This is a genomic window from Arthrobacter sp. cf158, from assembly GCF_900106835.1.
GTDB lineage: Bacteria > Actinomycetota > Actinomycetes > Actinomycetales > Micrococcaceae > Arthrobacter.
In genome coordinates this window covers 61,434-78,290 of sequence record NZ_FNNR01000012.1, presented here as the reverse complement: position 1 = coordinate 78,290, position 16,857 = coordinate 61,434, and the positions used below count along the sequence as shown (strand labels likewise).

Genomic DNA, 16,857 nt, shown 5'->3' with positions numbered 1-16,857 from the left:
GATTCCATACACTTGAGCCCCCGGCGCCAGGATCGGGTGCTCAACGCCGTCCACAAACCTATGCTGAAAGCGTGACCACACATACGGCATCATCATTCGCGGAGCCCGGGAACCGCCGCATACTCCTGGTGGAGGACGAGCAGACCATTGCCGATGTGGTCCGTGACTACCTGCTGAAGGCAGGATTCCAAGTGGATATGGCGGGGGATGGCTTCTCTGCCCTCAGCGTCGCAGCGTCACGTCGGCCCGACTTGGTGATCCTGGACCGTATGTTGCCGGGACTGGACGGCGTTGAAGTGTGCAGGCGCTTGAGGCTGACCATGAGCGTGCCCATCATCATGGTCACGGCGCTGGGTACCGAGGACGACCGGATCCTGGGGTTGGAAATGGGAGCGGATGACTACGTCACCAAGCCCTTCTCGCCCCGGGAGCTGGTGCTCCGGGTCAAATCTGTACTGCGCAGGAGCGTCAAGGAGTTCGCCCCTGAGCCACCCGTTGAAGCCGCTGGCCTTGAACTTGACCCCGGGTCCCGGACGGTCACCCACGGCGGATCCCACCTGGCTCTCACGGTCCGCGAGTTCGATCTCCTCGCGTTTCTGATGCGCAGGCCCAACCAGGTCTTCAGCCGGGAGGAACTCATCAAGGCAGTGTGGGGTTGGGACTTCGGCGATCTCTCCACTGTCACGGTCCACGTCCGTCGTTTGAGGGAGAAGATCGAAAGCAACCCCACCAAGCCCCAACTGATCAAAACTGTCTGGGGCGTTGGGTACCGCTTCGATGACACAGGAGGTGGGCATGGAAAGCAGTGAACTCTGGACCATCCTCGCCTGGGTCCTGTTCTGGGCTGTCCTCATCGGCGCCACCACCTTGCTGCTCCTCCGGCTGCTTCGCCGCGCCTCGGTGCTTGCCCAAATCTGCCTGGTAGTGGTGGCCACGGTTGCTGTCTTGGTGGCGGGCATGGTCAGTGCCTTCAATGCCATGTTCATCTCCGCCAGGGACCTGGAGGTCATGTGGTACATCCTGGCCATGGCCTCCGTGGTGGCCGTCGCCTTGTCCCTCATGCTCGGTGCCGGTGTCTCCCGGAACGCGGCCCGATTGGTGGACGCGGCCCGGCGGCTTGGCCGGGGTGAAACCTTGGACAGTGGGGTTGGTGAGGGGCGGGGGAGCGCTCCCGCCATGACCTCCGAACTGGCTGAACTTGCCCAGGAGCTTGAGGCAAGCAGCCGGAGCCTTGCCGAGTCCAGGGAACGGGAAGCCGCCATCGAGACGGCGCGGCGCGAACTCGTGTCCTGGATTTCGCACGACCTCCGCACACCCCTTGCCAGCATGCGCGCCATGACCGAAGCACTTGAGGATGGCATGGCATCGGATGTTCCCGGCTACTACCGGAAGATCATCGGCCAGACAGAACAGATGACGGCCATGGTCAACGACCTCTTGGAACTGTCCAAGATCCAGGCAGGCAGTCTCCGCCTTCGCGCTGAACCTTTGGATCTGTACGACCTCGTCAGCGATGCTTTGGCGGACCTTGCCCCTTTGGCCTCGAAGCGCGGAATAAGGCTCGACGGCGGCGGGGACCGCGAATGCATGGCCGTCGCCGATGGGCCAAGCCTGGCACGTGCCGTCCGGAACATCCTGCTGAACGCCATTATTTACAGCCGTCCTGATACTGAGGTCCACGTCAGCGTCGGCCGCGACAACGGGAACGCCGTCGTTGCCGTCCAGGACCACTGCGGAGGTATCCCTGACGAGGACCTTCCACACTTGTTCCAGACGGGGTGGCAGAAGGATCCCGCGCGCGGCACCGCGGAAGGGCTGCAGGGCAGTTACAGCGGCGCCGGAATCGGACTCAGCATGGTGGCGGGCATCGTCAAGGCCCACGGCGGGTGGGTCACCGTGAACAACGTCGACGCCGGATGCCGCTTTGCGCTGTCACTGCCGGCTGGATTGCTCCCGCCGTCTTCCCTGCCGGGAGAAAGCCTCCCGCCTGCTTTAGCCGATGACCGCCACGGAGGCACATCATGAGCACGCCTGTACGCAATGTGGCCACAACGCGGCGAACCATGGGCAGGCCCGCTCTCTGGGCAGCCGGCTCCGGCCTGGCCGCCGGGGCGGCCGGAATCGCGGCGGGAGAGCTCATCGCTGGTCTCCTGAGCCCGCTGGTGTCGCCGGTGACAGCCTTGGGAGGAGCTGTGATCGATGCGGTGCCGCCGGGGGTCAAGGACCTGGCAGTGCAGTTGTTTGGTACGGCCGACAAGATCGTGTTGATTGCTTCCATCGGAGTCGTCGCGGGCTTCCTCGCGGCCATAGCCGGCGTTCTGGAGCGTCGCCGGACCGGGTGGGGGCTGGTACTCGCCGGCTTGGCAGGCGCCGCAGGGCTGACCGCCGTCGTGACCCGTGCGCAGGCCGGTCCGCAAGCGGCGCTCGCACCGATCGCGGCGGCAGTGGTCACCATGTTGCTGTTGCGGGCACTGATCCGCCGGCTGACCACCTGGGCGCCGTCCCATGGCAGGCCCCCGCAGCAGGATGGCGAACCTGCGCCCCTGGCCAGACGGAGTTTCCTCAATGCCATCGCGGGAACCTCCATCGCGGCTGTGGTTGCAGGAACAGTCACCGTTGTCCTCACCCGGGCAACTGCTGTGGCGTCTGGGTTCCGGGGTTCCATGACACTCCCGGCACCGTCCGCAGCGCCGCAGGCCATCCCCGCGGGTGCCTCCCTTGCTCTGGACGGCATCAGCCCCTTGGTAACTCCGAATGCCGATTTCTACAGGATTGATACCGCCCTGACGGTTCCTGCAATAGACCCGCCTGCCTGGAAGCTCAAAGTCACCGGAATGGTGGAGCAGGAGATCGAACTTGACTTCGCCACCCTCCTCGCCAAGCCCATGACGGAGCGGCACATCACCATCGCCTGCGTGTCCAACAACGTCGGTGGCGACCTCATCGGCAATGCACGGTGGCTCGGTTGGCCTGTGCGGGAACTCCTGGCCATGGCACGGCCGCAGGCAGGCGCTGACATGGTGTTGTCCACCAGTAATGACGGCTGGACGGCCAGTACGCCGCTGGAAGCCCTGGCGGACGACAGGGACGCACTCCTGGCGATAGGCATGAACGGTGAACCGCTGCCACTGGAACACGGCTTCCCCGTCCGGATGATCGTGCCGGGACTCTACGGTTTCGTCTCGGCCACCAAATGGCTCACGGAACTGAAAGTGACGCGCTTCGCGGACGACGTCGCTTACTGGACTCCCCGAGGCTGGAGCGACCATGGGCCCATCAAAACGCAGTCCCGGATCGACGTGCCCCGCAATGGGCGGACCGTCCAGGCCGGCACAGTGCAATTCGGTGGCGTGGCGTGGGCCCAGCACAGGGGCATCACCCGAGTGGAACTTCGGGTCAACCGCGGACCATGGCAGCAGGCCACGCTCGCAAGCCCCATCTCCACAGACACCTGGTACCAGTGGCAGCTCGGCCTGGACCTCAGCTCCGGTGACTACGAAATCCAGGTCCGGGCCACCGACTCCACCGGCCAACCACAGACCGAGGACAAGGCCCCGGTAGCCCCTGATGGCGCAACGGGCTACCACACCATCAGCGTCAAGGTGGGCTGAGGACCTACTCTGGGTACGTCCGGATTTTTCCCGGAAGCAAACGTATCCACAGGAGGATGTCCGTGCCCCGATCTGTTGCAGCCCATCGCCAGGCCGTGGTGGAACTGCTCACCACTGCGATGGCCGCCAAGGGCACTGTCCACCTGCCTTTGCTCGAAGCGCTGGGGCGTGTACTCGCCGTCGACCTTGACGCGCCCGTCTCCCTGCCGCCGTTCGCCAATTCCCAGATGGACGGCTTTGCCGTGCGCTCAGCAGACATTCCCGACGCCGGTGCGGAGCTCCGGGTGGCGGCGCCAGTTGCCGCAGGTAGCCTGCCGGCAGAGCTGAAAGCCGGCTTCGCCGCCCCTATTATGACTGGAGCCATGATTCCGGAGGGGGCCGATGCCGTCGTTCCCATCGAGAAGGCGACTCCCGACTCTTTCCCGGCCGCCACAGCCAGGGACGCGGTGGTAGATCTTCCCGCCGTCGCTCCCGGTACCTACGTACGGAACCGGGGCAGCGACATCGAAGAGGGCGTACGGGCACTGGCCGCCGGGACTCTCCTTGGACCGGCACAGCTCGGCCTGTTGGCTGCCCTCGGTCTGACTGACGTCGCAGTCCGGGAATCCATCCGTGTCCTCTTGGTCACCACCGGGGACGAGGTAGTGGAGCCCGGGCACGAACTGACGCCCGGCAAAATCTACGATTCCAACGGAACGCTCCTTGAAGCCTCCATGCGCCAGGCTGGCCTCGACGTGCTCCGGACGGGCATTTCCGATGACGATCCCGCCAGCCTCCTTGAAGTACTGCACCGTTACACCCGGGACGCGGAGAGCCCCGTTGACGTCATTGTGACCACCGGGGGAGTGAGCAAAGGCGCCTACGAAGTGGTCCGCCAGGCCATGTCCGGCCATCCGGTCGATTTCCTGCCAGTGGCAATGCAACCCGGCGGCCCGCAGGGTTTGGGCACCTTCAACGACGTGCCGTTCCTTGGTTTTCCCGGAAATCCCGTGAGCTGCCTCGTTTCCTTCGAGATGTTCCTGAGGCCTGCCCTTTCGCAGGTGTACGGGGCTCCCGCGCCCCGGCCCATTCACACCGCCCGTCTTGACGAACCCCTGACGTCGCCCGATGGGAAGCACCAAGTACGCCGGGGCAGCCTCGGTGTCGACGGCATCCTGCGCATGGAAGGTGGAGCCGGCTCGCACCTGGTCCACGCTTTGGCCCGCGCCAACGCCCTGGTCCAGATCCCCAGCGGCGTCACGGAACTCGCCGGGGGAGCTGAAGTGGAAGTATGGATGCTGTGAACCAAACTCCAGAAACTTCCAGTGGCCTGACCCACCTCAGGCAGGATGGCACCGCGCAGATGGTGGATGTCTCTGACAAAGCCGTCACCAGCCGCGAAGCCACTGCCACCGCAACCGTCCGCAGCACGCCCACCGTGCTGGCCCTGCTGGGCGCGGGTGAGCTGCCCAAGGGCGATGCGCTCGCCGTTGCGCGGGTCGCGGGGATCATGGCGGCAAAGAAGACTCCGGAGCTGATTCCGCTCTGCCACCCATTGCCGATCTCCAAGGTCACCGTTGATTTCGAACTGGGCGTCGACTCGGTAGGAGTCCTGGCCACCGTGAAAACCCGGGGCGTCACAGGCGTCGAAATGGAAGCACTGACGGCAGCGTCGGTAGCGGCCCTCAGCGTCTATGACATGATCAAGGCCGTGGACAAGCATGCCGTGTTGACCGACATCCGGGTGCTGGCCAAAAGCGGCGGGAAAAGCGGGGACTGGGCACTGACCGGCGAAACCATGCCAGAGGAGGCCGGCGCATGAGCGCGTGCGAGCCGAACGCGCATGGGCCCCGGCAGGCCGGCGTCGTTATTGCGTCCACCCGGGCCGCGGCAGGCGTCTACGCCGATGAGACTGGCCCGATCATCCTCGATTGGCTCAACGAGCACGGCTTCGATACTTTCCCCACCATGGTGGTGCCGGATGGCGAACCGGTGGGAGCTGCCCTGAGGGCACTGCTGACGCAGCAACCCGCCGTGGTCATCACCAGCGGGGGAACGGGCCTCAGCCCGGATGACCGAACGCCGGAGATGACGCTGCCGCTCCTCGATCGCGAAATACCGGGCATCATGGAGGGCATCCGGCGTGCCGGCACCGCCAAGACCCCCATGGCCATGTTGAGCCGTGGCCACGCCGGAGCTGCTGGAAAGACGTTCATCATCAACCTCCCGGGGTCCCCCAAAGGCGTCATGGACGGGCTGGCTGTCCTGGACCCTGTGATCGGACATCTCTGTGAACAATTGGAAGGAAGTCATGGGCACTGAAACAGACTTCGAAGTTGTCAGCGCTGTCCTCAGTGCCGAGCCAATTTCTGTGGACCAAGCCATCCAGGCTGTTGAATCAGACACTGCCGGGGCTGTTGTGAGCTTCAGCGGCGTCGTGCGGAACCACGATGGCGGCAAGGCCGTGGACCGGTTGAGTTACAGCGCGCATCCCACAGCGCATCAGGTCATGTCGGATGTGGTGGCCGCGTTGGTCGCTGAGCACTCCGGCGAAGCCAGCCAGCCGGTCCGGATCTGGGCCGCCCACCGCATCGGAATGCTGGAGATCGGTGATCCTGCGCTGGTGTGTGCTGTGGCAGCTGCCCATCGCGGCCAGGCGTTCGCTGTTTGCTCGGAACTCGTGGACAGGGTCAAGGCGCAGGTCCCTATTTGGAAGGAACAGTTCTTCAGCGACGGCACTGTGGAATGGGTCGGCGCAGGGGAGTAGGCCGGAGTCACGGTTCCTGCCGGGGCGTGGCCCGGCGGTAGGGTTAAAGGCATGACCGAACAACTTGCTGTTGCAGTGCTGGGCGCCAACGGGCGCATGGGAATTGAAGCCGTTAAGGCTGTTGAAGCAGCCGAGGACATGAAGCTCGTAGCCGCCTTGGGCCGCGGCGATTCCCTGGAAAAACTGCTCGACGCCGGTGCAAAGTATGTTGTTGATCTCACCGTTCCTGACATCACCGAGACCAACGTCCGGTTCGCTGTTGAGCACGGCATCCACGCCGTCGTAGGCACCACCGGGTGGAACACCGACAGGCTGGATTCCCTGCGTGCGCTGTTGGAAGGGAACCCGGAAACAGGGGTGCTCATTGCCCCGAACTTTGCCCTGGGGTCGGTGCTGGCTTCCGCTTTCGCTGCCAAAGCCTCGCAGTACTTCGAGTCGGTGGAAATCATCGAGCTGCACCACCCCAACAAGGTGGATGCACCTTCTGGAACTGCTGTGCGCACGGCGCAGCTGATCGCTGAAGCCCGGCAGGAGGCCGGTGTCCCCGCCAGCCCGGACGCCACGGAAACGTCGTTGGACGGCGCCCGAGGCTGCGATGTGGACGGCGTCCGTGTACACAGCGTCCGCCTGCGCGGACTGGTGGCCCACCAGGAAGTACTCTTTGGCGGGCCTGGCGAACAGCTGACATTGCGCCACGATTCCTTCGACCGCGCCTCCTTCATGCCCGGTGTCCTCCTTGGACTGCGGAAGGTTGCAGCCAATCCTGGCCTGACTGTGGGCTTGGACGGCTACCTGGACTTGGGGCTCTAGGAACGTGGGACATTTCTGGACTTCACTCAAGAAGAACCGCACCAAGATCTGGGTGGGTGCCATCACCTTGCTGTTGGTGCTGTACCTGGTGGTGTCGGTGCAGCGCTCGTTCCTTTTGCTCGGTGACCCCAACCTGGTAGCCAAGGGCATTGGAGCGGCTTACCTGGTCCTGCCGATCGTTGGCGCATGGGCCCTGATCCGCGAGCTGCTTTTTGGTGCCCGGACCGAACAGATGGCCAAGGTCCTTGAGGCCGAGGGTGGGCTGCCGGAGGACACCCTCCCGCGTACCCCCGGCGGCCGCATTGTCCGGGCGGCCGCGGACGCCGAGTTTGAGAAATACCGCACCGAAGCTGAGGCAGCGCCGGAGGATTGGCGCTCCTGGTTCCGGCTGAGCTGTGCCTACGACGCGTCCGGAGACCGCAAGCGTGCCCGCGCGGCGATGCGCGACGCCGTCAAGCTTTTCCGCGATCAGCCCTCCACTGCCGGCCGGTAGCTGCCCACCCTTGACGCAGTGTGGGCTACCCATTCAAGGGGACCACGCCGCCGGAGCAGGGCAAAGAGGACGCCGATGACAATGGCTGCGAGCGCCTGCGCCCAGTACATTCCTTCGTCAGTCCAGCCGGCGGGCAGTGGCTTGTCGGTGAACCCGGAGACAACCCAAACATGGGCTGAATAGAGACTCAAGGTCATGGCACCCGGCCCGCTGAGTACTATCAGGAAATTTACCTTGATGCGTTCAGCCAGGGTGCCCAGCAAGAGGAACAAACCTACCGCTCCCGCAGCTGTGCCGCCGGTGTGCAGCAGATCCAGGGTGGTCCCCGCATGTGGGGCTGCAGTAGCCAGCCACCACCACGAGCCTGTTTGTTCCAGCCCCGTGAGGTTAACTTGGAGCATGCTCTCCAGAGGGTAGCCACGGGTGGTGGGGAGCGACTCCAGGGCAGCCCGCCCGCCCCACGCTTCCATGGCAAGGACTCCGGCGAGCTTTGCCACCACGGCTACAACGGTCCCGCCTGCCAACAGCAGGACCTGAACCTTGATGGTTTTCAGTGCCAGACGCCCCATGACCAGTCCGAATAACAGGTAGGAGATCCACTGGAATACGGGGTAGTAGCCGGTGAAGAAGAGGTCGGCCAGGAGACGGACGGGTGTTCCCAGATCCTCGCTGTTCGGGTTGTGCCCCAGCTGGAGCGGAGGGTTTGCCTCCAGCAGCAACGGTCGGATCAGGTACGCCAACACCGGCGAGACCAGGACCCAGCCGAGTGCCCAGAAACAGAGCGCCTTCAGGCGCAGGCCAAGGAATGGCAGGACGCAGAGGAACAGTACGGCGTAGTGCACCAGGATCACGGCTACGTTGACGTCCAGGCCTCCCAAGGTGAGGCCGACGACGGCGATCACCAAAGCGCGCATGGCGACGCCGCCTCTGGCCGCCCAAAGGTCTGCACCGCTGCGGGGCTCCTGCTTTCCTGTGCTGAGGGCCAGTCCAATTCCGGCGAGAACCGCGAACAGCGCCGCGGACCGGCCGGAAAAAACCAATCCCACGAACGTTGGCTCCCATTGCGGAGAAGGCCCGAAAGTGGGCATCAGATGCGTTGACATCATGCCCAGCAAGGCCGCACCCCTGGCGGCATCGATCCCCCTGAGCCGGGAGGAGACCGAACCGCCGCCTGGTGCTTTCCGCGGAGGCGCCGTCTCTTGCGAAGTCATGCAGCGATCGTCTCATAGGGCGCTGTGAAGCACCGGTAGAGTCCTATGGCATGGATTCCGTTGACGCCCGGTGGGCCGGAGCATTTGAGATCGTTCACGACACCGATGGCTGGCAGCAGTTCAGACGCCTGGACGGTGCCTTGCTCATTCCCCCGGCCACGGACGGTTTGGCGGAGCGCGCCAAGATGTGCGCCGGAATCCACGCAAGCTGGAAGGTGACGGCCGGCCGGCTGGTGATCGAAGCCGAAGGCCAGGACGATGGGTCACCGTTCGACGTCCTGGTCAATGGTGTCCTGCGGCATCGCGTGTCCGGAGCGGGGCGTGTCAGCCATGATCTTGACCTTGGCGACATGCCACCGCATTCCACCGTCCAGTTGTGGCTGCCCCAATATGGTGCCCTGCGAGTACTGGAGGTATCGCTGAAAGGTGAGGACGTGGCGGTGGCCACGGAGACCGGCAAGCGGTGGATCGCCTACGGCAGTTCCATTACGCAGTGCAGGCAAGCAGATGGTCCATCCGAAGCATGGCCGGCGCTTGTGGCCAGGCAGTACGGGTGGCAGCTGCAGTCGCTGGGTTTCGGCGGCGAGTGCCAGTTGGATCCTGCGGTGGAGAGCACCATCTCCCAACTTCCGGCTGACTTCATTTCCCTGTGCCTGGGCATCAACACCTACAACGTGGCTGCGTTCTCCGGCAGGACCTTCGCAAGCCAGGTCCTCGGTTTCGTCAGCAACATACGGCGGGCCCACCCCGGGGTACCAATCGCTGTCATATCTCCTGTGCTGTCCCTTCCCCGTGAGGAAGCACCCAACTCAGCGGGATGGACGCTTTCGGATTACCGGAATGCCGTTGCGGAGGTGGTCCGGGCAGTCCGTGAGCGCGGGGACCACCGCATCCAGCTGGTGGATGGTGGCGGAGTGTTCACCCCACCGGAGTCAGCAGCGTTGATGCCGGACACGCTGCATCCGAACAATGACGGTTACCGGCTCATGGCTGCCAGGCTTGGGCCGCAGTTGGCTGCAATTGCCAACGCACAGCACTGACCGCGGCCCGGACGCGGTGGGCACAAACCTTGTCTTCGAATATATGTTCGAATACCATTGCGGCATGAACGATGTTCCAAAGCTGCCGGAAGGCCTTCAAGGACCCATGAAGGCGATGAGCCCCGGTGTGGTCGACTTCCTGTTCAGGCAACTCGTGGCGGGGGAGCCTCCCGAAGATACCCAATGGCGCAGAGAAGGCACCGTACTTGCGGAGCAAGCGCCCGGAGCTGAACTCGCCCGTCGGCTGTCCGAGACCGATGTGGAGTCACTTACGCCGCTCGAATTGTTTGAGTATGTCCGGGCTTCCCAGCGCCTGGTGGCCTGGGCGGAGCAGCTGAAGGACCGGGCCGTGGCACAGTACTGCTCAGGCCAGCCCGCACGAGCGCCAGGAACAGCCTGAGCAGGGCTCGTCCTTCGCCGGAATAGGATGACGGGGTGACCCATGTGCAGCCGCAGGCAGATTCCCTCCACGCCGTCCCGGGACCGTCCGAAGAGGACCGCCCCTCGGCAACGTTGCAGGCCGCCGTCGTTCAGTACCAGGCACTGGGGGCTGGTACCAGCAGCGCGGACGTTGCCCGGAACGTAACGGCCCACGAGGAGCTTGTTCAGCGGGCCCATGTCCAAGGCGCCCGGCTGGTACTGTTTCCTGAACTCTCGCTGACGGGGTATTGCCTGGGAGCCTTCGCCGGCACTCCGTACGCCGATCAATCCTCTCCCTGGGTAACGGAGGGCGATCCCCGGCTTGAGCCGCTTCAAGACGCCTGTGCCCGCAACAAAATGACGGTCGTCATCGGCGCTGCCTGGCTGGAGACGGCCCAAACGCCGCGGCTGGCATCGCTCATCATTGGGCCTGGCGGTTCCCTGCATCCGGTCTTCAAAACACATCTGCATGGCGCCGAGCGCCAGCTGTTCGTCCCGGGAGACGGGCCTGGAATGGTCATTGTGGACGGGTGGCGGATAGCGCTGGCAATCTGCGCTGACGCGGCCAACCCCTCGCACGCCGCGGCTGCTGCCCGCGCAGACGCGGATGTCTACGCTGTATCCGCCTTATACACAAACGGTGAAGAACTGAGGCTTGGCCTCCATCTGGGCGCCCGTTCCATGGACCACCGGATGTTTGGACTTCTGGCGAATCTCGGCGGGGAAACGCCGTTGGGTACTTCCTGCGGGCTGAGCGGAGGATGGGGGCCTGATGGTGCCGCCATTGTTGGGGCGGCTGGTACAGGGACGGAATCCATCCTTGTGGCCCTGGAACGCTCCCGCTTGGATGCGTACAGGTCAGGCGGCGAATGAGGACCATCACGCGGAACCCATTCTTGTAACAAGCCTTTGACAGGGTAACGTTTTTCTTATGTCTGACTTGCGCGCCCCCATCCCCGCCCTTGGTACCCTGCTGACCGCCATGGTCACCCCGTTCACCGAGGACGGCAAGGTGGACTACGATCAAGCCGCGGCACTGGCAGAGAAGCTCGTCCAGGACGGTTGCGATGGACTCGTGGTCACCGGCACCACCGGAGAAACCTCAACCCTGACCGATGACGAAAACCTTGGCATGTTCCGGGCAGTCAAAGAAGCTGTTGGTGGCAAGGCGGCCATCATTGCCGGGACCGGTACCAATGACACCGCCCACTCCGTGCACCTCTCCCAGCGCGCAGCGGAGGTAGGAGTCGATGGTCTTCTGATCGTCACGCCGTACTACAACAAGCCCAGCCAGGCAGGTGTCCGCGCCCACTTCGAGACAATCGCCTCTTCGACGGACCTCCCCGTCATGCTCTACGACATTCCTGGCCGTTCCTCCATCGCCATCGCTCCCGAAACCATGATCGGCCTGGCGAAGCACCAGAACATCGTGGCCGTCAAGGATGCCAAAGCGGATTTCGCCGCAGCGACGCGTGTCATGGCGGAAACAGACCTGGTCTTCTACTCCGGCGATGACGGACTCACCCTTCAGTGGATGGCCCTCGGTGCTGTCGGCCTGGTGGGTGTCACCACGCACGTGGCCACGCGCCGCTTCCGCGAGCTGATCGACGCCGTCAACGCCAACGACCTCGCTACGGCGAGGGCAATCAACTTTGAACTGGAACCCGTGGTTCGTGGAACCATGACGCGTGTCCAAGGCGCAGTAGCCGCCAAGCAGATTCTCAAGTGGCAGGGAGTCCTGCCCAACTCGGTTGTCCGTTTGCCCCTCGTGGAGCCGGACGCGGCCGAGATCGAAATCATCCGCGGGGATTTGGCAGAAGCCGGAATGGACTTCAACGTCTAGGACGCTTCCGCCGGAAAGTAGCAAAACATGACCCAAACCGCCCTTCCCGGACTGGTTACGCCGCCAAAACTGCCGAAAGGCACGCTGCGGATTGTTCCGCTTGGTGGACTGGGAGAGATTGGCCGCAACATGGCGGTTTTCGAAATCGACGGCAAGCTGCTGGTCGTTGACTGTGGCGTGCTCTTCCCCGAGGAGACCCAGCCTGGCGTCGATTTGATCCTGCCCGATTTCTCCTACATCGAGGACCGGCTCCAGGACGTCGTGGGTGTCGTTCTGACGCACGGCCATGAAGACCACATTGGTGCGGTTCCCTACCTGCTGCGCCTCAAGGCCGATATTCCGCTGATCGGATCCCAGCTCACGCTTGCCCTCGTGGAAGCAAAGCTCCAGGAACACCGGATCAAGCCTTACACCTTGACTGTCACCGAGGGCCAGGTGGAGCAGTTCGGTCCGTTCGAGTGTGAGTTCGTTGCCGTTAACCACTCCATCCCGGATGCTCTGGCAGTCTTTATCCGTACCGAGGGCGGCAATGTCCTGCACACGGGCGACTTCAAGATGGACCAGTTGCCCCTGGACGGACGCATTACGGACCTCCGGCACTTTGCCCGCCTGGGCGAAGAGGGCGTGGACCTTTTCATGGCGGACTCCACCAACGCGGACGTTCCGGGCTTCACTACGGCCGAGAAGGAGATCGGTCCCACCCTGGACCGTCTCTTTGGTCAGGCGAAAAAGCGCATCATTGTCGCGTCCTTCTCATCCCACGTCCACCGCGTCCAGCAGGTGCTCGACGCTGCGGCCAAGCACGGACGCAAAGTGGCCTTCGTTGGCCGTTCCATGGTGCGCAACATGGCCATCGCGGCAAAGTTGGGCTACCTGGAGGTGCCGGACGGCATTCTGGTGGACATCAAGAACATCGACAACATGCCGGATGACCGTGTGGTCCTCATGTCCACTGGCTCCCAAGGTGAACCGATGGCTGCCCTTTCCCGCATGGCCAACGGCGACCACCGGGTGGTCGTCGGCCAAGGCGATACCGTGATCCTGGCATCGAGCCTCATCCCGGGTAACGAGAACGCAGTTTTCCGTATCATCAACGGCTTGCTCAAGCTGGGTGCGGACGTGATCCACAAGGGCACTGCGAAGGTTCACGTGTCCGGCCACGCAGCTGCCGGTGAGTTGCTCTACTGCTACAACATCCTTGAGCCTCTCAACGCGATGCCCGTGCACGGCGAAACCCGCCACTTGATCGCCAACGGCAATATTGCCCTGGAATCGGGAGTGCCCTCGGAAGGCATCATCCTGAGCGATAACGGCACTGTCATCGACCTCAAAGATCACAAGGCAAACATCGTTGGCCAGGTGGAGGTTGGTTTCGTCTACGTGGACGGTTCCAGTGTTGGTGAAATTACCGACGCCGACCTCAAGGACCGCCGGGTCCTGGGCGATGAAGGGTTCATCTCCGTCATCACGGTCATCAGCCGCACCACGGGCAAGATTGTGTCCGGTCCGGAGATCCACGCCCGTGGCGTGGCAGAGGATGATTCCGTCTTCGACGAGATCATCCCGAAAATCAACGCCGCGCTCGAAGAGGCTGTGCTTAACCACACAGACCACACCAATCACCAGCTCCAGCAGGTGGTCCGCAGGATCATCGGCACGTGGGTCAACCGCAAGCTTCGCCGCCGCCCCATGATCATCCCGGTAGTCCTGGAGGCGTAGCCCGCCAGCAACATGCAAGCCCAAGGGGGCCTGAGATCCGCGGATTTCAGGCCCCCTTGGGGTACCGTGGCACTTATGGCGACCCGTACTACCTCCACGCCACGAGGCAGCTCCAGCAGTAAATCCGGCGGCACAGGCCGGAGCTCTGCTGCATCCAAAAGCAGCGCAACCCCGGCCAGGAACGGTCGGGGCAGCACCGCACGCACCAAGCAGGCGGCCGCCGTCGAAACCCAGGCTCCGCTGCCCCTGCGCATGCTCTCCGGCGCGTGGCAGGGGATAGGCCACGTAGTGGGTGCAGGCATCCGCCGCATTGGGTACGACGTCAGTGATCTCGACCCCGCTGACCGCCGGGACGGCGCGGCCCTCTTCAATCTGGTGCTGGGCATCGCGATTGCCACCTTCGCTTGGTGGGGCCTCACCGGTTGGTTGCCGGACGTCGTCTACAGCGTGGTCAATGGTACTTTCGGCTGGATGGCGCTGATCCTGCCATTCATGCTTTTTGTCTGCGCTTTCCGGCTTTTCCGTAAACCGCAGGATGGGCGCGGGAACAACCGCGTTGGCATCGGCTTCATGATCATGACCCTCGCTGGCTCGGGTTTGGCCCACGTGATTGGTGGCCTGCCTACGGTCGCTGATGGTTTCGATGGCCTCCGCAAGGCCGGTGGGATGCTGGGCTTCCTCGCTGCGGCACCCCTGGCGGCAATCCACGTTGCCGTTCCGGTGGTTCTCTACAGTCTGCTGGCGTTCGTTTCACTGCTGATCGTCACAGCAACACCTTTTGGCTCCATTCCCGCCCGGATCCGCGGCGCCTATGAGCACCTTATGGGCGTTGACCTCATGGATGAGTCCGGCAAGGACGCCCACGACCGCAGTTACCTTTACGGGAATGACACCGCGGCGGCGCCCAAAAAGAAGAAGCGCATGCGTCTCTTTGGCAAGGATGAGGAAGCCGATGCCGGTTTGGAGGGCTACGTTGGCGACGAAGCCTTCGAGCACGCGATCGTGGACGACGACGAAACTCCCGCGGCGTCAGCACCGCGCGTACCGCCGGGCGTGCGCCGCCCCACCCAGGCGGAGATTGCGGTGGGGAAGATCAAAGCGGCCCAGGGCTTGGCTGGCGCCACCCCTGGCATCGACAACCCGACTGAGGCCATTCCAGTCCTCACGCCCGAGATGACTGCCCCGACGGTGGCCCAGGTGCCCGCACGTCCTGCGACACCCCCGCCGCCACCCACGCCCATTCCGCAACGTACGGAACAGTTGTCGCTGGCCGGCGACGTCACCTACACCCTGCCGGCCTCGGACTACCTGACGCCGGGCTCCATTCCGAAGGAGCGCACGGAAGCGAACGACGCCGTCGTCGCCGCCCTGACGGACACCCTGACGCAGTTCAACGTCGACGCCGCCGTGACCGGCTTCAGCCGTGGTCCCACCGTGACCCGTTACGAAATCGAACTGTCTCCCGGCACCAAGGTGGAGCGCGTCACGGCTCTTTCCAAGAACATCTCCTACGCCGTGGCGTCCAGCGATGTGCGGATCCTGAGCCCCATTCCCGGGAAGTCCGCCATCGGTATCGAGATTCCCAACACGGACCGCGAAACCGTCTCCCTGGGCGATGTGCTGCGGAGCCAGAATGCCCGCCGCACAGACCATCCCATGGTTATGGGCGTCGGCAAGGACGTTGAGGGCGGCTACGTGGTGGCCAACCTCGCCAAGATGCCTCACCTCCTGGTGGCCGGTGCAACGGGCGCTGGTAAGTCGAGCTTTGTGAACTCCATGATCACGTCCATCCTGATGCGTGCCACTCCGGACGAGGTCCGCATGGTCATGGTGGACCCCAAGCGTGTGGAACTGACGGCCTATGAGGGCGTCCCGCACCTGATCACGCCCATCATCACCAACCCCAAGAAGGCTGCCGAGGCCTTGCAGTGGGTGGTTCGCGAAATGGACGCCCGCTACGACGACCTCGCCAACTACGGCTACAAGCACATCGATGACTTCAACAAGGCGGTCAGGGCAGGCAAAGTGGTGCCTCCCGTCGATTCCAAACGCGTCATCAAGCCATATCCGTACCTGTTGGTGATCGTGGACGAGCTCGCTGACCTCATGATGGTGGCCCCGCGCGACGTCGAAGACTCGATTGTCCGCATTACTCAGCTGGCCCGTGCCGCCGGTATTCACCTGGTGCTGGCAACCCAGCGTCCATCCGTGGACGTCGTGACCGGCCTGATCAAGGCCAACGTTCCATCGCGTATGGCCTTCGCCACCTCGTCCGTCACGGACTCCCGTGTTGTGCTGGACCAACCGGGTGCTGAGAAGCTCATTGGCCAAGGTGACGCATTGTTCCTGCCGATGGGTGCCTCCAAGGCCATGCGTGTCCAAGGTGCATGGGTCACGGAATCCGAAATTCACAAGGTGGTGGAGCACGTCAAGGGCCAGCTCCAGGCCGTCTACCGTGATGATGTCGCCGCCGAGGCGCCCAAGAAGCAGATCGACGACGACATTGGAGACGACCTTGAGGTGCTGCTCCAGGCCACGGAGCTTGTGGTCACCACGCAGTTTGGCTCCACGTCGATGCTGCAGCGCAAGCTCCGCGTGGGCTTCGCGAAGGCCGGACGCCTCATGGACCTCCTTGAGTCCCGTGGCGTCGTAGGTCCTTCCGAGGGTTCCAAGGCCCGCGACGTCCTGGTCAAGCCGGATGACCTCGCCGCCGTCCTGGCTGCCATGAAGGGCCAGGAGTCACCCGCTGCTCCGGACGCGCACACCGCGGCCCTGAGTGACAACGCGAACTCGAACATCGCCGTCGGCGGTTATGCGGAAGACCTGGTGCAGGCGGACCTGGACAACCGCACGCAAGCCATTGAGTATTACGACGGCGCCGACGGCCCGGGCGAGGATGACGAGGGTGGCGAGGACGCCTGGTCGCTCACGGGACGGTAGAGCCAAAGAGGGCAGCGCCAAAGA

General features: G+C 63.8%; 16 protein-coding genes. 15 read left to right on the top strand and 1 reads right to left on the bottom strand.

The window, feature by feature from the left end:
- The first annotated feature begins 71 nt into the window (after positions 1 to 71).
- The 9 genes from BLW08_RS20720 to BLW08_RS20680 are packed head-to-tail and all read left to right on the top strand — an operon-like array spanning position 72 to position 7,660.
- On the top strand, positions 72 to 809 hold the full coding sequence (locus tag BLW08_RS20720; RefSeq protein WP_090822453.1) for a response regulator transcription factor: 738 nt from the start codon (positions 72 to 74) through the stop codon (positions 807 to 809).
- The gene (locus tag BLW08_RS20715; RefSeq protein WP_090822455.1) at positions 796 to 2,025 is read left to right on the top strand and encodes a sensor histidine kinase; all 1,230 of its coding nucleotides are present in this window, start codon (positions 796 to 798) and stop codon (positions 2,023 to 2,025) included. The genes BLW08_RS20720 and BLW08_RS20715 overlap by 14 nt, the downstream gene beginning before the upstream one ends.
- Positions 2,022 to 3,611, top strand: coding sequence for a molybdopterin-dependent oxidoreductase (locus BLW08_RS20710; protein WP_091327757.1), 1,590 nt, complete (start codon positions 2,022 to 2,024; stop codon positions 3,609 to 3,611). Before BLW08_RS20715 ends, BLW08_RS20710 begins: the two co-directional genes overlap by 4 nt.
- Positions 3,612 to 3,667: 56 nt before the next feature.
- Positions 3,668 to 4,894: a molybdopterin molybdotransferase MoeA gene (gene glp / locus BLW08_RS20705; RefSeq protein ID WP_091327755.1), complete on the top strand. Its 1,227-nt coding sequence runs from the start codon at positions 3,668 to 3,670 to the stop codon at positions 4,892 to 4,894.
- On the top strand, positions 4,882 to 5,412 hold the full coding sequence (gene moaC, locus BLW08_RS20700) for a cyclic pyranopterin monophosphate synthase MoaC (protein WP_091327753.1): 531 nt from the start codon (positions 4,882 to 4,884) through the stop codon (positions 5,410 to 5,412). Before glp ends, moaC begins: the two co-directional genes overlap by 13 nt.
- Entirely contained in the window at positions 5,409 to 5,912 is a 504-nt protein-coding gene (locus BLW08_RS20695; RefSeq protein ID WP_090822463.1) for a MogA/MoaB family molybdenum cofactor biosynthesis protein, read from the top strand. The genes moaC and BLW08_RS20695 overlap by 4 nt, the downstream gene beginning before the upstream one ends.
- Complete coding sequence (locus BLW08_RS20690; protein WP_090822465.1) at positions 5,902 to 6,357, top strand: molybdenum cofactor biosynthesis protein MoaE; 456 nt, start codon at positions 5,902 to 5,904, stop codon at positions 6,355 to 6,357. Before BLW08_RS20695 ends, BLW08_RS20690 begins: the two co-directional genes overlap by 11 nt.
- Before the next feature lie 51 nt (positions 6,358 to 6,408).
- Entirely contained in the window at positions 6,409 to 7,167 is a 759-nt protein-coding gene (dapB, locus tag BLW08_RS20685; RefSeq protein ID WP_091327749.1) for a 4-hydroxy-tetrahydrodipicolinate reductase, read from the top strand.
- 4 nt (positions 7,168 to 7,171) lie between these two features.
- Positions 7,172 to 7,660: a hypothetical protein gene (locus BLW08_RS20680; protein WP_090822468.1), complete on the top strand. Its 489-nt coding sequence runs from the start codon at positions 7,172 to 7,174 to the stop codon at positions 7,658 to 7,660.
- On the opposite strand, the gene BLW08_RS20675 is transcribed toward BLW08_RS20680, so the two are convergent.
- Positions 7,636 to 8,871 (bottom strand): heparan-alpha-glucosaminide N-acetyltransferase domain-containing protein, encoded by a 1,236-nt coding sequence (locus BLW08_RS20675; protein ID WP_091327746.1) that lies wholly within the window; start codon positions 8,869 to 8,871, stop codon positions 7,636 to 7,638. The two genes, BLW08_RS20680 and BLW08_RS20675, sit on opposite strands and share 25 nt — an antisense overlap.
- A 50-nt stretch (positions 8,872 to 8,921) precedes the next feature.
- Between BLW08_RS20675 and BLW08_RS20670 the strand changes: the two genes are divergently transcribed.
- The 6 genes from BLW08_RS20670 (at position 8,922) to BLW08_RS20645 (ending at position 16,833) form a co-directional block, all read left to right on the top strand.
- Positions 8,922 to 9,911, top strand: a complete 990-nt coding sequence (locus BLW08_RS20670; RefSeq protein WP_091327744.1) for a GDSL-type esterase/lipase family protein — start codon at positions 8,922 to 8,924, stop codon at positions 9,909 to 9,911.
- A gap of 64 nt (positions 9,912 to 9,975) precedes the next feature.
- Positions 9,976 to 10,311 (top strand): hypothetical protein, encoded by a 336-nt coding sequence (locus BLW08_RS20665; protein ID WP_090822657.1) that lies wholly within the window; start codon positions 9,976 to 9,978, stop codon positions 10,309 to 10,311.
- Positions 10,312 to 10,346: 35 nt separating this feature from the next.
- Positions 10,347 to 11,204 carry a carbon-nitrogen hydrolase family protein gene (locus tag BLW08_RS20660; protein ID WP_254779991.1) on the top strand — a complete coding sequence of 286 codons (858 nt, stop codon included), beginning with the start codon at positions 10,347 to 10,349 and terminating at the stop codon, positions 11,202 to 11,204.
- A gap of 58 nt (positions 11,205 to 11,262) precedes the next feature.
- Positions 11,263 to 12,174 (top strand): 4-hydroxy-tetrahydrodipicolinate synthase, encoded by a 912-nt coding sequence (gene dapA, locus BLW08_RS20655; protein WP_090822474.1) that lies wholly within the window; start codon positions 11,263 to 11,265, stop codon positions 12,172 to 12,174.
- A gap of 27 nt (positions 12,175 to 12,201) precedes the next feature.
- Positions 12,202 to 13,893, top strand: a complete 1,692-nt coding sequence (locus tag BLW08_RS20650) for a ribonuclease J (protein ID WP_091327742.1) — start codon at positions 12,202 to 12,204, stop codon at positions 13,891 to 13,893.
- Positions 13,894 to 13,968: 75 nt separating this feature from the next.
- Entirely contained in the window at positions 13,969 to 16,833 is a 2,865-nt protein-coding gene (locus BLW08_RS20645; protein WP_091327739.1) for an FtsK/SpoIIIE family DNA translocase, read from the top strand.
- Positions 16,834 to 16,857: the final 24 nt, after the last annotated feature.

Bases quoted from the DNA above. Each gene is read 5' to 3' on its own strand.
- BLW08_RS20715 (WP_090822455.1), top strand. From the start codon at position 796: ATGGAAAGCAGTGAACTCTGGACCATCCTCGCCTGGGTCCTGTTCTGG.
- BLW08_RS20710 (WP_091327757.1), top strand. From the start codon at position 2,022: ATGAGCACGCCTGTACGCAATGTGGCCACAACGCGGCGAACCATGGGC.
- glp (WP_091327755.1), top strand. From the start codon at position 3,668: ATGTCCGTGCCCCGATCTGTTGCAGCCCATCGCCAGGCCGTGGTGGAA.
- moaC (WP_091327753.1), top strand. From the start codon at position 4,882: ATGGATGCTGTGAACCAAACTCCAGAAACTTCCAGTGGCCTGACCCAC.
- BLW08_RS20695 (WP_090822463.1), top strand. From the start codon at position 5,409: ATGAGCGCGTGCGAGCCGAACGCGCATGGGCCCCGGCAGGCCGGCGTC.
- BLW08_RS20690 (WP_090822465.1), top strand. From the start codon at position 5,902: ATGGGCACTGAAACAGACTTCGAAGTTGTCAGCGCTGTCCTCAGTGCC.
- dapB (WP_091327749.1), top strand. From the start codon at position 6,409: ATGACCGAACAACTTGCTGTTGCAGTGCTGGGCGCCAACGGGCGCATG.
- BLW08_RS20675 (WP_091327746.1), bottom strand. From the start codon at position 8,871: ATGACTTCGCAAGAGACGGCGCCTCCGCGGAAAGCACCAGGCGGCGGT.
- BLW08_RS20670 (WP_091327744.1), top strand. From the start codon at position 8,922: ATGGATTCCGTTGACGCCCGGTGGGCCGGAGCATTTGAGATCGTTCAC.
- BLW08_RS20665 (WP_090822657.1), top strand. From the start codon at position 9,976: ATGAACGATGTTCCAAAGCTGCCGGAAGGCCTTCAAGGACCCATGAAG.
- dapA (WP_090822474.1), top strand. From the start codon at position 11,263: ATGTCTGACTTGCGCGCCCCCATCCCCGCCCTTGGTACCCTGCTGACC.
- BLW08_RS20650 (WP_091327742.1), top strand. From the start codon at position 12,202: ATGACCCAAACCGCCCTTCCCGGACTGGTTACGCCGCCAAAACTGCCG.
- BLW08_RS20645 (WP_091327739.1), top strand. From the start codon at position 13,969: ATGGCGACCCGTACTACCTCCACGCCACGAGGCAGCTCCAGCAGTAAA.